General features: G+C 34.4%; 15 protein-coding genes. All 15 read right to left on the bottom strand.

Features of this window, described 5'->3' with window-relative positions:
- Positions 1-7: 7 nt before the first annotated feature.
- On the bottom strand, positions 8-1,267 hold the full coding sequence (locus NQ558_RS00895; protein WP_005362603.1) for a CdaR family protein: 1,260 nt from the start codon (positions 1,265-1,267) through the stop codon (positions 8-10).
- Positions 1,224-2,123, bottom strand: coding sequence for a diadenylate cyclase CdaA (gene cdaA, locus NQ558_RS00900; protein WP_243086979.1), 900 nt, complete (start codon positions 2,121-2,123; stop codon positions 1,224-1,226). Before cdaA ends, NQ558_RS00895 begins: the two co-directional genes overlap by 44 nt.
- 92 nt (positions 2,124-2,215) lie before the next feature.
- Positions 2,216-3,169: a hypothetical protein gene (locus NQ558_RS00905; protein WP_005362601.1), complete on the bottom strand. Its 954-nt coding sequence runs from the start codon at positions 3,167-3,169 to the stop codon at positions 2,216-2,218.
- Complete coding sequence (locus NQ558_RS00910; RefSeq protein WP_005362600.1) at positions 3,169-3,606, bottom strand: hypothetical protein; 438 nt, start codon at positions 3,604-3,606, stop codon at positions 3,169-3,171. The genes NQ558_RS00905 and NQ558_RS00910 overlap by 1 nt, the downstream gene beginning before the upstream one ends.
- A 329-nt stretch (positions 3,607-3,935) precedes the next feature.
- Positions 3,936-5,813 (bottom strand): heavy metal translocating P-type ATPase, encoded by a 1,878-nt coding sequence (locus NQ558_RS00915; RefSeq protein ID WP_005362599.1) that lies wholly within the window; start codon positions 5,811-5,813, stop codon positions 3,936-3,938.
- 131 nt (positions 5,814-5,944) lie between these two features.
- A complete protein-coding gene (locus NQ558_RS00920) occupies positions 5,945-6,163 on the bottom strand; it encodes a cation transporter (protein ID WP_005362598.1) in 219 nt (72 codons plus the stop codon).
- A gap of 66 nt (positions 6,164-6,229) precedes the next feature.
- A complete protein-coding gene (locus NQ558_RS00925; RefSeq protein WP_005362597.1) occupies positions 6,230-6,586 on the bottom strand; it encodes an ArsR/SmtB family transcription factor in 357 nt (118 codons plus the stop codon).
- A 403-nt stretch (positions 6,587-6,989) separates the two neighbouring features.
- Entirely contained in the window at positions 6,990-9,065 is a 2,076-nt protein-coding gene (locus NQ558_RS00930) for a heavy metal translocating P-type ATPase (protein WP_005362596.1), read from the bottom strand.
- An 86-nt stretch (positions 9,066-9,151) separates the two neighbouring features.
- Positions 9,152-9,469 carry a DUF6110 family protein gene (locus NQ558_RS00935; RefSeq protein WP_040446985.1) on the bottom strand — a complete coding sequence of 106 codons (318 nt, stop codon included), beginning with the start codon at positions 9,467-9,469 and terminating at the stop codon, positions 9,152-9,154.
- 107 nt (positions 9,470-9,576) lie between these two features.
- The gene (locus NQ558_RS00940; RefSeq protein WP_040446983.1) at positions 9,577-10,029 is read right to left on the bottom strand and encodes a transcriptional repressor; all 453 of its coding nucleotides are present in this window, start codon (positions 10,027-10,029) and stop codon (positions 9,577-9,579) included.
- Between the two features lie 64 nt (positions 10,030-10,093).
- A complete protein-coding gene (feoB, locus tag NQ558_RS00945) occupies positions 10,094-12,601 on the bottom strand; it encodes a ferrous iron transport protein B (RefSeq protein ID WP_040446981.1) in 2,508 nt (835 codons plus the stop codon).
- Positions 12,602-12,762: 161 nt separating this feature from the next.
- The gene (locus NQ558_RS00950) at positions 12,763-12,984 is read right to left on the bottom strand and encodes a FeoA family protein (RefSeq protein ID WP_005362589.1); all 222 of its coding nucleotides are present in this window, start codon (positions 12,982-12,984) and stop codon (positions 12,763-12,765) included.
- A gap of 132 nt (positions 12,985-13,116) precedes the next feature.
- Complete coding sequence (locus tag NQ558_RS00955; protein WP_040446979.1) at positions 13,117-13,329, bottom strand: FeoA family protein; 213 nt, start codon at positions 13,327-13,329, stop codon at positions 13,117-13,119.
- Positions 13,330-13,668: 339 nt separating this feature from the next.
- Entirely contained in the window at positions 13,669-14,646 is a 978-nt protein-coding gene (locus NQ558_RS00960) for a Gfo/Idh/MocA family protein (protein ID WP_005362585.1), read from the bottom strand.
- A 32-nt stretch (positions 14,647-14,678) separates the two neighbouring features.
- Positions 14,679-16,004 (bottom strand): MATE family efflux transporter, encoded by a 1,326-nt coding sequence (locus tag NQ558_RS00965; RefSeq protein WP_005362584.1) that lies wholly within the window; start codon positions 16,002-16,004, stop codon positions 14,679-14,681.
- Positions 16,005-16,138: the final 134 nt, after the last annotated feature.

Consider the following 16,138-nt stretch of genomic DNA (forward strand, 5'->3'; position numbering starts at 1 on the left):
ACCTCCATTATTTAGCTTTCGCTTTAATTTTTATTGTAACATTATTCATCAGTGTAGTGTTATCCGGCACTGCTACGTCCACATGTACCGTTGTTGTTCCTTCCTTAACTTTCCCCAAATCTGCACTGATGGCCATGTCATCTTTTGTTAATTGGCTGATTACTTCTTCCTCTCCCTGTAAAGTAACTTTAACCTTTTTTGTAACTAGCTGTACATCCAAGTCGCTGCTTAAGTCATTAAGAGATACTTCAGAAGCATCATATTCAAATGTTCTTGTGATAAGCTTCTTAATTAGAACCTTTACGGTTATAGTTGATTCTCCGCTAACGGACAATCCTTTTGGTAATTTGCCTGTTACATCTATATTCTGTGTCACATCACCTTTGGCATCTGACACATCTATATCATCCTGTATATCTAATGATTCAATGCTGTCAAGAGATTCTTCACTACCGTAAACTGTAATACTGTCACTTGAAAGAATCACATCATCCACAACATAACCATCTGCCGGCTTACCTAATTCATCTTTATTTATAGTTGAAATTGGAACCTGTTTTGCTCTTAAAACATTAACATTTACCCTTATCTTCTTATCTGATAATTCAATTTCATCCGATTTAATTTCTTTGTCGTTCTTATCATAAAGTATTACAGGACATTTTTTTGAAATATTAGTGTTTGTTCCATCCAAGCTACATCTTACTGCTACCTTTTTGATTTTGTCAATAATTGATGTTGGAGCTTTTACTGTAACTTCGTCTGTGGACATTGAGCTAAGCCCTGCCACATAGCCGTCAGCAACCTTTCCTGTATACTCAACAACCAAGTCTGTAAAATCTTTTTCTTCAACATTTTCCACGTCTACCAGAATAGTCTGGGCTGACTGTTTTACAATTGTAATCTTTCTTCCCAGAGAAGCATTCTTAGTTGTTACATCAACAGGAATTGAGTTGACTTTTGACAATTCCTTTAAAGATGCAGTAGCCCTGAAATCTTCTGCTGATAAGTTACTTACAATTGATCTTTTGCCTGAAACAGTAATATTCAAGTACTGTTCAGACTTAACATTATATACCATATCTCTGCTGGTTATTGCACTTTCGTTTGTAACGGATATTGGAATATTTGATACAGTAATGGTTTTCTCCGGATCGTTAACATTAACAATTGCCAGCCACAAAACCAATGCTATTAATACTGCAAGAAATTTCAAACCAATATTATTTGTCAGAGACATCTTTAGTTTCGTTAACATCTTTTTCATTGCGTCCCCTTCCTTTCAAAAATCTTCTTGGTTTAACTTCCTCTTTATCCTGAGCCTTTATAAGCTCATTTTTCAGAATTGAAGCATCTGCGTATCTAATTAACTTGCCTTCTTTTGCAATGGAAATACTTCCTGTTTCTTCTGACACAATAACAACTATACAGTCTGAAACTTCACTAATTCCAAGTCCTGCTCTATGTCTTGTACCCAAATCCTTGCTTAAAGAAGAGCTGTCTGACAGTGGCAGATAACATGTTGCTGCCACCACCCTGTTTTCATCTATAATAACTGCACCATCGTGTAATGGTGTGTTTTTTTCAAAAATATTAATTAACAACTGGCTTGAAATACGTCCGTCTATCTTTATTCCTGTTTCAATAAACTGACCTAAATCGTGCTGCTGTCTTATAACAATTAAGGCTCCTGTTTTAGCCTTTGCCATCTCAAGAGTTGCTCTTGTTATTTCTTCAACTGATCTGTCGCTAAAATTAGATTCATTGTTGCCATTTTCAAATTTTAATACTTTGAAAATAACATTCTTTCTACCTAATTCTTCCAGAGCCCTTCTAAGTTCAGGCTGAAATATAATTACAAGTGCTATAATACCTGCACTTAATGTCTTGTTAAATATCCATAGCAGTGTTGTCAAATGAAATAAAGAAGCCACAAGCATAAAGATTACAAGCACAAAAATACCCTTTAATAATACCCATGCCCGACTTTTTCTAAACCATAAGACCACATAGTAAATAGCTACAGACATTATAACTATTTCAACAATGTCACTTGCATAAATTTCCGGCACTGTTAAATATTTTTCTATAAAATTTGAAACATAATTTAATACTGTGCTCACTTTATTTCCCCTTTCCATAATACTCTGCTTTATAATGTCGAAAACCTCTTCAATTAAGAATAACGTTTTTTATTTGATTTTTATTGCAAACTCTATTTCCAATTCTTCTTTTTCTTTCTCTGGGCATTAATTCTTTTAACATTCATTTCAGGTGCTACCACGTTAATCTTAGGCACTGCCTTAACGTAATAATAGTATTCGTCATCTTCAAACTGAGTATGTTCTGTTCTTGAATAATCCACTGAAAATACGAAGAACTGAATAATGCATCCTAACAATATAGAGCCTACGCTCCCAAGAATAACCTCAATTATTGAATATTCTGTGTTCAAAGTAAGTGCTCCAACCAAAATTATAACACAATCTGCCACTCCGCCTACTATAATCGCAATAATCCAGGCATTGTTAACTGATGATTTTCTTATAAAATAAACTACTAATGTAGTTATAATAAATGCTGCAATAACCAAAAATAATTGATTATTAACACTAATCATTTTTAATACTGTATTAAGATTTGCTGCGTTAGTTCCCTCTGATGCAACATTCTGAATTGCGTCTGCATTCTTGCCTATTACGGCTATCATATAATATACTATTGTTCCAAATGTAACCGATACTATTGATACAGGTGTGCATATTAATCCTGCAATAATCGGAACAATATATGGTATTTTCAGGAAAAACGCTATGGGAACAAAAAGTACGAATATTCCCTGTGTTGGTGTAAATCTAAAATACAAAAGTAACATTATTAGCAAAATAATTACCACTAATGCCCCAAGTTCTATTGATAATGTAAATATGTTAATACACATAATAGCCGTTAAAGCTGTTATTATAATTGTCCAAGGCATAAAAGCCATAATAACTGATATTCCCATTATTACAGGCCACATTGTTAATAAATCATTATAACCAACATTCTTTTTTATTAGAGTTAATGCTATAAACGCACTGATAAATTTAATAATCGGATTAACATAAAACTCATGTTCCGCGTAAAAATTCTTTAATTTCTCCTTATATACAAGTAATCCCATCATTATTCTTCATCGCCTCCCTCTCCAAGTTCATCAATAATGGCATCATATTCTAATTCCTGAATACGGTGCAGTGTTTTCAAATCTCCATTATATTCCTTTAAATGCTTTCTTATATTTCTAAACTTGTGTGAGAAAAAAGCATAACTAAAAATCATATATAAAACAACGGATACAATATATAAAATCACAAGCATTACTATTAAAGCTGTAAGTCTTCCTGTTGTTGTAAGACTTGATATAACCTTGTCAGACTTATACATAAACCATAAAACCAAACAAAGCAAATATGCAACTGTTATACACAAAAAAGATTTAAGCATTTTTAGTGACATATAATCACCTCTGAAATACTTGCTTGTTTTAATCTCTTTTTTTTGATTTTTCTGCTCATATAACGACAACTTTGTCATTAGTATAATCTTTTCATTATTAAGCATTTTAAATCTCCTTAAAATTGAATCTCCAACTTTTTCGTATAGAAACCCATAATTATCTTTAATTCTATCATAGGTGGAAAAAATTTACTACAGGATTTGAGAATTAATTTTGTTTATATGTAGTCCAAAAAGGGAACCTTGCAAACACGTTGATTTTATTATTTTGCTCCGCCGCCTATTGTACAGCGAAAACTTAAACTCGCCTTCGGCTCAAACAGTAAGTTTATCGCTGTACGCTATGCTCACAAAATTTCAAAAATCTGCCTATTGTTTGCAAAGATTCCCTTTTTGTACCATATTATATATTTATCATTATTTAATTTTTTATTCTACAATTTTATTCTTAATGCTCTTGTTGCATTCAGTACCGCAAGTACCATTACACCTACGTCTGCAAATATTGCGACCCACATATTGGCTATACCAAGTGCTCCAAGTACAAGGCAGATTGCTTTTATCGCCAATGCGAAGATTATGTTTTCTCTTACTATTTCAAGTGTTCTCTTTGATATCTTCATTGCCAACGCTATCTTTGCAGGATCGTCATCCATAAGTACAACATCTGCAGCTTCAATTGCCGCATCTGAGCCAAGGGCTCCCATTGCCACACCGATATCTGCTCTTGATAATACAGGGGCATCATTGATTCCATCGCCTACGAATGCAAGGGCTTCCTTGTCTCCTTTTTCTGCAAGTAGTTTTTCAACCTGCTCAACTTTATCTCCCGGAAGAAGCTCACTTCTTACCATGTCAATGCCTATTTCTGTTGCAACTTTGTCGGCAACTTTTTTGGAATCGCCTGTTAACATAACAGTTTTCTTCATTCCATTCTTTTTTAATTCAGCAATTGCCATCTTTGTTGTTGGTTTAATAATATCTGAAATTGTTATGCAACCGGCATACACGCCATCAACAGCTACAAAAACTATTGTTCCTTCATCGTGTTCGTCACTTGGATTGATTCCAAGTTTTTTCATAAGCTTAATGTTTCCAGCACTAACTTTCTTGCCGTCAACGTCAGCCTGAACGCCGTGACCTGCAATTTCTTCAATATTATTTACTTTTTCAAGGTCAATTTTCTCACCATATGCTTTTTTCAAACTCTGACTAATCGGATGACTTGAACCACTTTCTGCATATGCTGCAAAATACAACAAAGTTTTTTCATCAAAATCCTTTGCAGGATATATTTTATTTACTTCGAAAACACCTTTTGTAAGTGTACCTGTTTTATCAAAAACAATGTATTTTGTCTTCGATAATTCCTCTAAATAGTTGGAACCTTTTACAAGAATACCGTTAGATGAGGCGCATCCGATACCACCAAAGAAGCTTAATGGTATTGAGATAACCAATGCGCAAGGACAACTGATTACAAGGAATGTTAATGCTCTTATAATCCAATCAGGAAAGTCTGGTGACATTCCCATAATAAGTCTTACTATTGGTGGCAAAATAGCCAATGCTAATGCTCCGTAGCAAACTGCCGGAGTATAATATCTGGCGAATTTTGTAATGAAGTTTTCTGAACGTGACTTCTTCATACTTGAATTTTCTACCAAATCCAAAATCTTCGAAACTGTAGAGTCACCAAATTCTTTAGTAGTTTTAAGCTTAATTGCACCTGTCATATTGATGCATCCACTTATAACTTCTTCCCCTGCTTTTGCATCTCTTGGTACACTTTCACCTGTAAGTGCGCTTGTATTTAATGTTGTATTTCCTTCTGTAATAATTCCATCAATAGGGACTTTTTCTCCCGGATTTACAACAATCTCTGTACCTATTTCCACGTCATCAGGATCAACCTGTTCAATCTGTCCGTCAACTATAATATTGGCGTAATCAGGTCTTATGTCCATAAGTGCTGCAATGTTTCTTCTGCTTTTTCCAACAGCGCAACTCTGGAATAACTCACCAATCTGATAGAACAACATAACAGCTACGCCTTCTTTAAATTCTCCCAAAAGCATTGCACCTACTGTTGCTATCGCCATAAGAAAGTTTTCATCAAACACCTGCTTGTTCAAAATACCCTTGAAAGCTTTTCTCAAAATGTCGTATCCGATAACAAAATATGGAATAAGATACAAAACAACCTGCCCCCAAATATTCACATCCGCAAATTCGCACAATATTGAAATACCTAAAATTAAAATTGCAGATGCAATAATTCTATACAAAACTGTTTTCTGTTTTTTTGTCATTTTCTCATCCTTTCTAAAACTGTTTTCTGTAGAAAAGATTTTTTCACTTCTTAATCTGCATTAAAATAACAATTTAAAATTTACAATTCTTATTTTAAATTTGTTATTTGGATTTTATAATTTGCAATTTCTTATAAGAAGATTTCACAATCATCTTCTACTTTTTTACAGTTCTTAACTGCTTCCTGCATTACTGCATCTACATCTGCTCCGTCTTCAAATTCAACCTTTAATTTCAATGTCATAAAGCTTAATGTTGCATCCTTAACTCCTGCTGTAGCCTTAACTGCCTCTTCCATCTTTGCTGCACAATTTGCACAATCTACCTCTACTTTGTATGTCTTCTTCATAATAATTATCTCCTTTTCTTTAATATATAATCTAAACTTTAATTTTTTTACTTACATTTACACATCTTATCTTTCTTCAATATGTTCCATTCCCATACTTAAAATTGTTCTAACATGGTCATCATCTAATGAATAAAAAATAATCTTACCCTCTCTTCTAAATCTAACCAACTTGGCATCCTTTAAAAGTTTCAACTGATGGCTAACTGCTGACTGACTTAAATTCAAAATCTGAGCAATATCACCTACGCAAAGTTCACTTTCAAACAATGCATGAAGAATTCTAATTCTTGTTGAATCTCCAAAAACTTTAAACAATTCAGCTAAGTCATATAACTCTTCCTCATCCGGTAAAGTTTCAAGAACTTTTTTAACAACTTCTTCATGAACTGCCAAAAACTCGCCGTTATCTTTATCTACCATAGGCACCTCCTTTTCTACATCAATCTAATGTGTCTACAACAATTATTGTTATAAAATTGTTTGGTACTATTAATTGTTATTTTATGATATGAACATTTATTCATATGTTTAATTCTATTATATGCACATATATTCATATGTCAATGTTTTTGTTTGAAATTTATTGCGATATTTGTAATTTCCACCTGACACCCATTGGAACCATACTTAATTTATATAGATTTTAGCAATTATTCTTGTTTCCCCTCCACCTCAGCAAAACACCCCCAACACTAAAAGTTTCATTTTTTAGTATCGGGGGTGTTTGTGTATTAATGTATTTAATTTATTAATTCTATATATTAATCAGCTCATCCTGACTAGTCTAACAGATTATCAATACTCTTCATTCCTATCATTCTGTCTAGTCAAGCAGGTTTTCCATGCTCTTCATTCCTATTGCAAGTGTTGATCCATTATGGAGTAATGCTGACATTGTTGGTGGAATTATTCCGGTAATGCCTAGTACAATTAAGCCCGCATTGAAGCTTACTATGAATCTGTAATTCTTGTCAATTCGTTTAACTAAGCTATTGCTCAATGCCTTTAATGTTACTATTTCATAAAGGTTATCTGCGCCTATTGTTACATCAGCGATTTCTCTTGCAATTTCTGCACCATCGCTAATTGATATTCCTATATCGGCTGCTGATAATGCAGGTGAATCATTTATTCCATCACCTATCATTATGACCTTTCTGCCTTTAGCCTTTTCTTTCTCTACGAAATTAGCCTTATCTTCAGGCAATACTTCTGAATAATATTCATCAATTCCTGCCTTCTTAGCTATGGCTTTTGCTGTACGGTCGCTGTCGCCTGTCATCATTACAACCTTACATATTCCTGCCATCTTCAATGACCGGATAACTGCCGCAGCTTCTTCACGAAGTGGATCTTCTATGCATATTACTGCTGCAAGTCTGTTATTAATAGCCATGTACAGATGAGAATATTCAGGTGGTAAACTGTTAAAAGTACCCATCTTCTCAGGATCAACTGTACATTTTTCATCTTCAAATACAAAATGATGACTTCCAATTACAACCTTCTGACCATCTATCATAGATGAAATACCGTGTGCAACAATATATTCAACTTCTGAATGAACCTCTTCATGTTCAAGATTCTTCTCTGCTGCAGCATCAACTACTGCTTTTGCCATAGAATGTGGAAAATGCTCTTCAAGACAAGCTGCAATCCTTAATAATTCATCAGAATCCTGACCATTAAATGACACTACATCTACAACCGTAGGATTAGCTTTTGTAAGGGTACCTGTCTTGTCAAAAACAATCGTGTCTGCCTCAGCCATTGCCTCCAAATATTTTCCACCTTTTACAGTAATGTTATGTAAACTTGCTTCCCTAATTGCTGACAAAACAGATATAGGCATTGCAAGTTTTAATGCACATGAAAAATCAACCATAAGCACTGATAATGCCTTTGTTGCATTTCTTGTTAAAGCATATGTAAGCCCTGTTCCAAGCAAAGTATAAGGAACTAATTTGTCTGCTAAGTGAGAAGCTTTGCTTTCCATAGAAGTCTTTAATTTCTCAGATTCTTCTATCATAGTAACAATCTTCTCGTAACGACTTGAACCGTTAGTCTGGTCGACTCTTATAACAAGTTCACCTTCTTCAAGAACAGTACCTGCGTAAACAATACCTTCTGCATTCTTCTGAACCGGTATTGACTCACCTGTTAAAGAAGCCTGATTTACCATTGCCTCACCTGAAACAACAGTGCCATCGAAAGGAATAATATTTCCCATATGTACTCTTACAAGATCTCCTGCCTTAACATCTGAAGTTGACACAAGAATGTCCTGTTCGCCCTGGCAAAGCCAAACTTTTCCAACATTTAAAGACATACTTCTTGCCAAGTCATCAACAGATTTCTTGTGAGTCCATTCTTCCAAAATTTCACCGATTCCAAGAAGGAACATAATTGAACCTGCTGTGTTCATATTATTTCTTGCAATTGAAACACCAATAGCCGTTGCATCAAGAACCGGCACTTCAATCTTTCTGCTTGCAAGTGTTCTTACACCATTCCAAAGATATTTAACAGACTTTGTAAGAGTAATGCATTCCCTAATAGGATTCGGCAGGAATATCTTGTTGGCACCATACAAAAATACCTTGTTAACAAGCTTATCCCAATACTCTCTATTTAACTCTCTACCTGAATTTTGCAAATACACATCAGGAACTTCAACATTATTATACTTAAATGATGTAAGTAATTTTATAATATCTTCCCTTGATCCAATATAACTAATTGTAGCATCTTGAAGTCTTTCCCTAACCTTTACTGATGTTACCAGCTTATTATTACTAAGGTAATATTCCAACGTATCTGCCTGTTCGAAAGTCATGCGGCTTTGCAATATATGAATCCTTATTCTACCTTTAATTTCATGTTTAATTACAAACTTCATATAAAGTTACCTCTTTTCCGGAAATCTTTACTGCAAAGAAACACCCGTATAAAATACAGGTGTCCTTAAAATCAAATAATTCTATATTATTCTGCAGTATCTTCTTCTACGTCAGTTGTTTCTTCAGATACTTCTTCTACATCTTCAAATTCTTCTGTTTCTGCTGCAGCTCTGTCTTCATTAATCTGCTGTGCTTCTGCATAAATATCTTCAGCATTTTCCTGAATGTTTGTAGCTGTCTTCATTACGCTTTCTTTAGCTCTAAGAACTGCTGCTGTGCAATTTGTGTATACTTTCTTTGCATCTTTGCTTGATAAAATCTTAATTCCTGCTGTTCCAAAAGCAACACCTGCTGCAAAAATTCCTGTCTTTTTAGCGTCAATCTTCTTAATAAAATCTAACATAGTTTCAACCTCCATTGTCTTTTGTTTGTATTATATTAAATCTATTTTTTTAAGTTTTCCACTATTTTTTCACTATTGATATTTTTTATCAATAAGCTTGTGCTTTATTACGTATTCTTCTCTGATTCAATAACAATTCTGTTCACCTTTTGATTATCTAAGTAACCACAGGCTTTTAAACCTTTCATTATTACAGAATTCCATTCCGTCCGGGACAAGTGGTAAACCATATTATCATCTAACTCTATAGTGCAGGCGTTGTCCTTTACGCAGTCAAGGTTGCATGAAATTTTATAAATATTTCTTCTGCTAATAGCTCCAATGTCTTCAAGAAGATTGACCATTCTATACACTGTAGCTGCCCCGATGTTAGGATCAATTTCCACTGCTTTATAATAAATCTCTTTACATGAAGTGCATTCTTCGTCAAGGATTACATCCAAGAGAACTTTTCTCTGGTTTGTAATTCTACATCCCTTGTCTTTTAAAGTCTTCAGAACTGATTCTTTCTGCATTCTTGTTCTTTGAAATTTTAGTTCATCACTTTTTTTCTGCTCCAATTATTTTCTCCCATAAAAACATAGGAACCTGCAAATAATTGCAGGTCCCTTATATTAAAACTTATTATTTTGCACTTGCTTTTTTAATGTTAACATTTAATGTATTGCTCTCTTTGTATGGTCTAAATAAGAGATAAATAAATACTAACACAATTACAAATGCAACTACTGTTCCAATTCCAAATGTTCCTGCTGTAACTAATGTACCAATCTGGTAGATACATAATGCAACTAAGTATCCAAGAATTGTCTGGTATCCTATTGCTGTAAAGAACCATTTAGTATTGTTCATTTCTCTCTTAATAGCACCCATAGCTGCGAAACATGGTGCACAAAGAAGGTTGAATACTAAGAATCCGTATGCTGCAATTGGAGTCATAACCTGTGCAAGATTTCCCCAAATTTCTGTACCGTCTTCTGCTACTTCTGCGAAACCGAATAACATACCGAATGTTGCTACTACGTTTTCTTTTGCAATAAGACCTGTAATAGCTGCCACAGCCATCTTCCATCCTTCACCTGCTTTAGTCCATCCAAGTGGAGTAAAGATTGGTGCAATTACACTACCGATTGATGCTAAAATACTATCGTTAAGCTGTTCTGCTTCTAACATTCCGAACTTTCCGTCTACCCAACCGAAGCTCATAAGGAACCAAAGAATGATTGTTGAAAGAAGGATAATAGTTCCGGCTTTCTTAATGAATGACCATCCTCTTTCCCACATGCTTCTAAGAACGTTTCCTAATGTTGGCCAGTGGTATGCTGGAAGTTCCATTACGAATGGAGCAGGATCTCCTGCAAACATCTTTGTTTTCTTTAAAATAATACCTGAACAAATAATTGCTGCAATACCTACAAAGTAAGCACTTGTTGATACCCAACCTGAGTTGTTAAAGAATGCACCTGCGATTAATGCAATGATAGGCAACTTAGCTCCACAAGGAACAAATGTTGTTGTCATAATTGTCATCTTACGGTCGCGGTCATTTTCGATTGTTCTTGATGCCATAATACCAGGAACACCACAACCACTACCAATTAACATAGGGATAAATGATTTTCCTGAAAGACCGAATTTTCTAAAAATTCTGTCCATAATAAATGCGATTCTTGCCATATAACCACAGCTTTCCAAGAAAGCAAGGAATATAAACAATACTAACATCTGTGGTACGAAACCAAGTACAGCACCAACACCGGCTACAATACCGTCAAGAATAAGTCCTGATAACCAATCTGCACAATTTAATGAGTCAAGTAAGTTTCCGATTAAAACAGGAACACCTGGTACCCAAACTCCATAATCTGCAGGATCAGGTTCTTCAGCTTCTGTTGCTGTCTTAAAATCATTAACTGTTACGTCAAACTTGTCTGTTACTTTTCCATCTTCATCTTCAAGTTCTGCTTTTGCAGTAATGTCTGATACTCCGGCTTCAGCAACAAATGCGTCAACTGCTGCTGTCTTATCAGCTTCACTTGCTTCTTCGTCCCCAAGAACTTCTTCGATATTATCTGTGCTGATTCCTTTGTCCTTAGCTGCTTCAATGAAAGCATCAACTGCTGCTGTCTGCTTTTCATAATCGCCTGATGCATCTTCATAAGAACTTGTTCCTATGCCAAACAAATGCCATCCGTCACCAAAAACACCCTCGTTAGCCCAGTCAGTAGCCCATGTACCAACTGTTGTTACTGATACGTAATATACAATAAACATTACAACTGCAAAAATTGGAAGAGCTAACCATCTGTTAGTTACGATCTTATCAATCTTATCTGATGTTGTAAGTTCACCCTTATTTCCTTTTGATACACATTTTCCAATTACTGAAGAAATGTATGTATATCTTTCATTTGTAATGATACTTTCTGTGTCATCATCAAAAGCATCTTCTAACTGCTTAATTTCATTTTCAACGTCCGGAACAGTTTTCATCTGTTCTTTAATCTTGTCATCTCTTTCAAGAAGTTTGATAGCAAAGAATCTCTGCTGTTCTCTTGGAATATCGAAAGCAATCTTTTCTTCTACTTTTTCAATAGCATCTTCTACTTTTTTATCAAACTTATGTACCATTTCATGGTTAGGTTTCTTAGCAAGTTCAACTGCCTTGTTAGCTGCTTCCTTAATTCCCTTGCCCTTAAGAGCTGAGATTTCAACAACTTCACAGCCTAAACTTTCTTTTAAGTCCTTGATGCTTATCTTGTCACCTGATTTTTCTATGATATCAATCATGTTAACAGCCATAACTACAGGAATACCTAATTCTATAAGCTGTGTTGACAAATAAAGGTTTCTTTCAATATTTGTACCATCAACGATGTTTAAAATTACATCAGGCTTCTCATTAATAAGATAATTTCTTGCTACAACTTCCTCCAATGTATATGGTGAAAGTGAATAAATACCAGGTAAGTCAGTGATTGTTACATCTTTATGTCCTTTGAGCTTACCTTCTTTTTTCTCAACTGTTACTCCAGGCCAGTTACCTACGAACTGGTTAGAACCTGTCAATCCGTTAAAAAGTGTTGTCTTACCACTGTTCGGATTTCCTGCTAAAGCAATCTTAATTGACATTTTCTTTTTTCCCTCTTTCTTAAATTTTAAAATTGTTAATATGTTCCACCTAATTATAGGCATACGTAGTTAACTATTATCTGTCGCTGCTGACTTTTGTTAGAATTAGCTAACCCTAGGTTAAAAATAATAAGCTGTTGCTTAAAGTCTTATAAAAAAAGTTATTCAACTTCAATCATCTCAGCATCAGCTTTTCTTAAAGATAACTCATATCCTCTAACTGTTACTTCCACAGGATCTCCAAGTGGTGCAACTTTTCTTACATAAATGTCGACACCTTTAGTAATACCCATATCCATAATTCTTCTTTTAACGGGACCAGAGCCTGTAAGTTTTGTAACCTTTACTGTTTGGCCACATTTTACTTCCTTTAATGTTTTCATAATGTGCTCCTTATTTCATTATTGTATTTATATTTAAAAAGATATATGACATACATATCTTTTTTAAATCATATTAAAAGCTTAATTAATATAAAACCGGATTTTAACTATAATCAATACAAAAACCGTATCTTAGACCATAATCTTATTAGCCATATCTTTTCCAATGGCAACTCTTGAATCTTTCACATTAACAATCATATTTCCACCGATTTCTGATACGACCGTAACAGTCCCACCGACTACAAACCCCAGATTTTCTAAGAACTTTCTTGTTTCTTCTTTTCCACCAATCTTTTTAATTGTACTAGCTACGCCTACACCGGCTACTGTTAATGGCATCATTTTATACCTTCTTTCGTAATCATACTGATTATTGATAATCAATTTCATTTTCGATAGTTAGTATACTCTAACGTGCATTAGTTGTCAACAAGTTTAGTGAGTCTTTTGTTACTTTTGTTAAAATTTTACATAAGTCTTTTCCTAATATTATTTTTTGTTATTAAAATTAATAGCAAAGTAAATACAACAAGGAATGTGGCTAATGTTCCGTCAAACAAAGATGTTGCTGTTAAGTTTAACATTATAATCACCTCATTTCAAAAAAATGCTATACTTTTTGGTTAGTCTTGTCTAACTAAAGTATAGCACATTTTGAAAAAATGTATATATTTTTTTAACTTATTTTTCTTCCTCAGGATATGTCATGCCCCACTGTTTTCTTATGTCAGTCATAATCTGCATAACATCCTTAGTATATTCAAGATATGTGAAATCTCCTATTCTATCAATTGTTTTTTCCATATCTTTCACTTCATAATAAAGTGCATCTTTAGTATTTCCACCGGTAATTGTTTCCTTGTGACCGTCCTCAGTATAAGTAATTACTGCTTCCTGCCCTCTTGGATATTCAAAGATTTCAATATATCCCTTGTCAAAAGCGATTGTTCCGCGTTTAGGTTGCTTGCAGTGAAGCGAAAGCATAACCGTTGCCATTTCCTCTTCTTTATTTTTAAGTAAAATTCCTGCCTGTTCATCCACTCCCGTAGGAGCCATTTTTACCTGTGAAACCACCTGATCAGGCACTGATGTCATAAACCATCTTACAAAAGACAACGCATATACGCCAATATCAAGCATTGCCCCACCTGCAAGATTTCTGTTAAAAAATCTGTTAGTCATATCATATTCCTTGTAACTACCAAAATTCATCTGGATAAGACCTAAATCCCCCAGTTTTCCTGAACTGATAATTTCGTTTAACTTCTTATATATAGGCATATGATATATTGTCATTGCCTCTGCAAGAACTACATTATTCTCTTTTGCAAGATTAACAGCCTCTTCAAGCTCTTCGCTGTTAAGAGTAATTGACTTTTCGCAGAGAACGTGTTTTCCTGCCTTTAATGCTTTTCTTAAAAATTCTATATGAGTGTTGTGCGGCGTTGAAATATATATAATGTCTACATTTTCGTCTTCAAAAACCTGATCAATATTATCATAAACTTTTTCGATCCCGTATTTTTCTGCAAACTGCACAGCCTTCTCATGTGTACGGTTAGCTACCGAATAAAGCTTTTCGCCTTTTTTCTCCATTGCCGCAGCCAATTCGTTGGCTATAACTCCACATCCAAGTGTTGCCCAATTATATTTTTTCATTTGTACCACCTTTCTGCCATTTATGGCAAATCTTATCTTTCACTTTCCAAGGCACCAATGGATTTTTTCATCGCAAACCCTGAAATAATTAACAAAATAAATTCCGATAAAGGAAATGCTACCCAAACACCATTCATTCCAAAGATTGGTGCAAGAATTGCGGCGCATACATTTACTACCACAAAACCTTTAAGTATGGAAAGAACGAATGCCCATTTAACTGAAGCTATGGCGCTTAATGCACTTGAGCAAAATATGTTAATTCCCGCAAAAAGAAAACCAATAAAATATATTCTAAGTCCTACTCTTGCAAGGCTTAAAAGCCTATCACTGCCCTGACTGTTAAACACACCAACTATTGTATCTGTAAAGCCCCATATCATCATCACAATAATTACTGCAAGTCCCAACGCCGTTGCCACGCCTAATTTTTCAATTAACTTAATATCCTTTATGTTATGCTTGCCATAACTTTCGCTGATTAACGGTTGTGAACCAAGTGCTACACCGTTAAAAACTGCAACTGCCACCAGTGCTGTATTTGCCACAACCCCGTATGCTGCTACACCAATATTTCCAGTTAGTCTTAATATTATAAAATTAAAAACCATAACTATAACAGCTCCTGACATTTCCCCAACGAAAGCTGACATTCCAACCTGGCAGCAATGGAAAAGTCGTGTCAGGGATGTTTTAAACCATTTGAACTTTACTGTATTTTTCTTAGATAGGAAATGTATCATACAAATCATAACTCCAACTACAGGAGAAAGTGCTGTTGCAAGGGCAGCACCCGGCATTCCCATTCCAAGTGGAAACATCAAAATATAGTCAAAAACAATATTAAAAAGACTACTTATTAATGTAGCTGCCATACTTACCGACGGATTACCATCATTTCTGACAAAAGCATTACATGTGTAATTAAAAATAAAAAATGGCGAAAATGACATAAATATTCTAAAATATGGAACTCCAATTGCTACAATTGTTTCGTCTCCACCCATTATTTCTACGATTTTGTCTGGGAAAACCAGGCCCAAAACGGCAAAAATCACACCTATAACAAGCCCCCAAAACAAAGCGCCTGAGAAATATTTGTCGCATTCATTACTACCATCCTTATTAGAATTCCTGTACTGTTCTTTTACTATTGAATATCTAATTGCTGAACCTACACCTACCATCTGTCCCAATGCAAATATAACCCCATACACAGGCAATGCCATATTTAGCGCAGTTATGCCGTTGGCACCTACTGCTTTAGAAATAAAATAAGTGTCTGCCAAAATGTATAATGACAATCCTATCATTGCCAAAATATTCTGAGATACGTACTTAAAAAATCTATTTTTCATTTTATTGTCAACTTTCTAAACCTTTTCTATTTAATTTTTTATTTTCTATTTATATTCATACTATTTTTAATTCTTATAATTTTCAATGCATAAGAAAAAAGAGCAACTATTAAGCTGCTCCTTTATCATAACAA

Source organism: Eubacterium ventriosum (assembly GCF_025150745.1).
GTDB classification, from domain to species: domain Bacteria; phylum Bacillota; class Clostridia; order Lachnospirales; family Lachnospiraceae; genus Eubacterium_G; species Eubacterium_G ventriosum.

What these genes read in the sequence shown, in the direction of transcription:
- NQ558_RS00905 (WP_005362601.1), bottom strand. Translation starts at nt 3,169, where the DNA reads ATGATGGGATTACTTGTATATAAGGAGAAATTAAAGAATTTTTACGCG.
- NQ558_RS00910 (WP_005362600.1), bottom strand. Translation starts at nt 3,606, where the DNA reads ATGCTTAATAATGAAAAGATTATACTAATGACAAAGTTGTCGTTATAT.
- NQ558_RS00920 (WP_005362598.1), bottom strand. Translation starts at nt 6,163, where the DNA reads ATGAAGAAGACATACAAAGTAGAGGTAGATTGTGCAAATTGTGCAGCA.
- NQ558_RS00950 (WP_005362589.1), bottom strand. Translation starts at nt 12,984, where the DNA reads ATGAAAACATTAAAGGAAGTAAAATGTGGCCAAACAGTAAAGGTTACA.
- NQ558_RS00895 (WP_005362603.1), bottom strand. Translation starts at nt 1,267, where the DNA reads ATGAAAAAGATGTTAACGAAACTAAAGATGTCTCTGACAAATAATATT.
- NQ558_RS00960 (WP_005362585.1), bottom strand. Translation starts at nt 14,646, where the DNA reads ATGAAAAAATATAATTGGGCAACACTTGGATGTGGAGTTATAGCCAAC.
- feoB (WP_040446981.1), bottom strand. Translation starts at nt 12,601, where the DNA reads ATGTCAATTAAGATTGCTTTAGCAGGAAATCCGAACAGTGGTAAGACA.
- NQ558_RS00965 (WP_005362584.1), bottom strand. Translation starts at nt 16,004, where the DNA reads ATGAAAAATAGATTTTTTAAGTACGTATCTCAGAATATTTTGGCAATG.
- NQ558_RS00955 (WP_040446979.1), bottom strand. Translation starts at nt 13,329, where the DNA reads ATGATGCCATTAACAGTAGCCGGTGTAGGCGTAGCTAGTACAATTAAA.
- NQ558_RS00930 (WP_005362596.1), bottom strand. Translation starts at nt 9,065, where the DNA reads ATGAAGTTTGTAATTAAACATGAAATTAAAGGTAGAATAAGGATTCAT.
- NQ558_RS00925 (WP_005362597.1), bottom strand. Translation starts at nt 6,586, where the DNA reads ATGGTAGATAAAGATAACGGCGAGTTTTTGGCAGTTCATGAAGAAGTT.
- NQ558_RS00915 (WP_005362599.1), bottom strand. Translation starts at nt 5,813, where the DNA reads ATGACAAAAAAACAGAAAACAGTTTTGTATAGAATTATTGCATCTGCA.
- NQ558_RS00935 (WP_040446985.1), bottom strand. Translation starts at nt 9,469, where the DNA reads ATGTTAGATTTTATTAAGAAGATTGACGCTAAAAAGACAGGAATTTTT.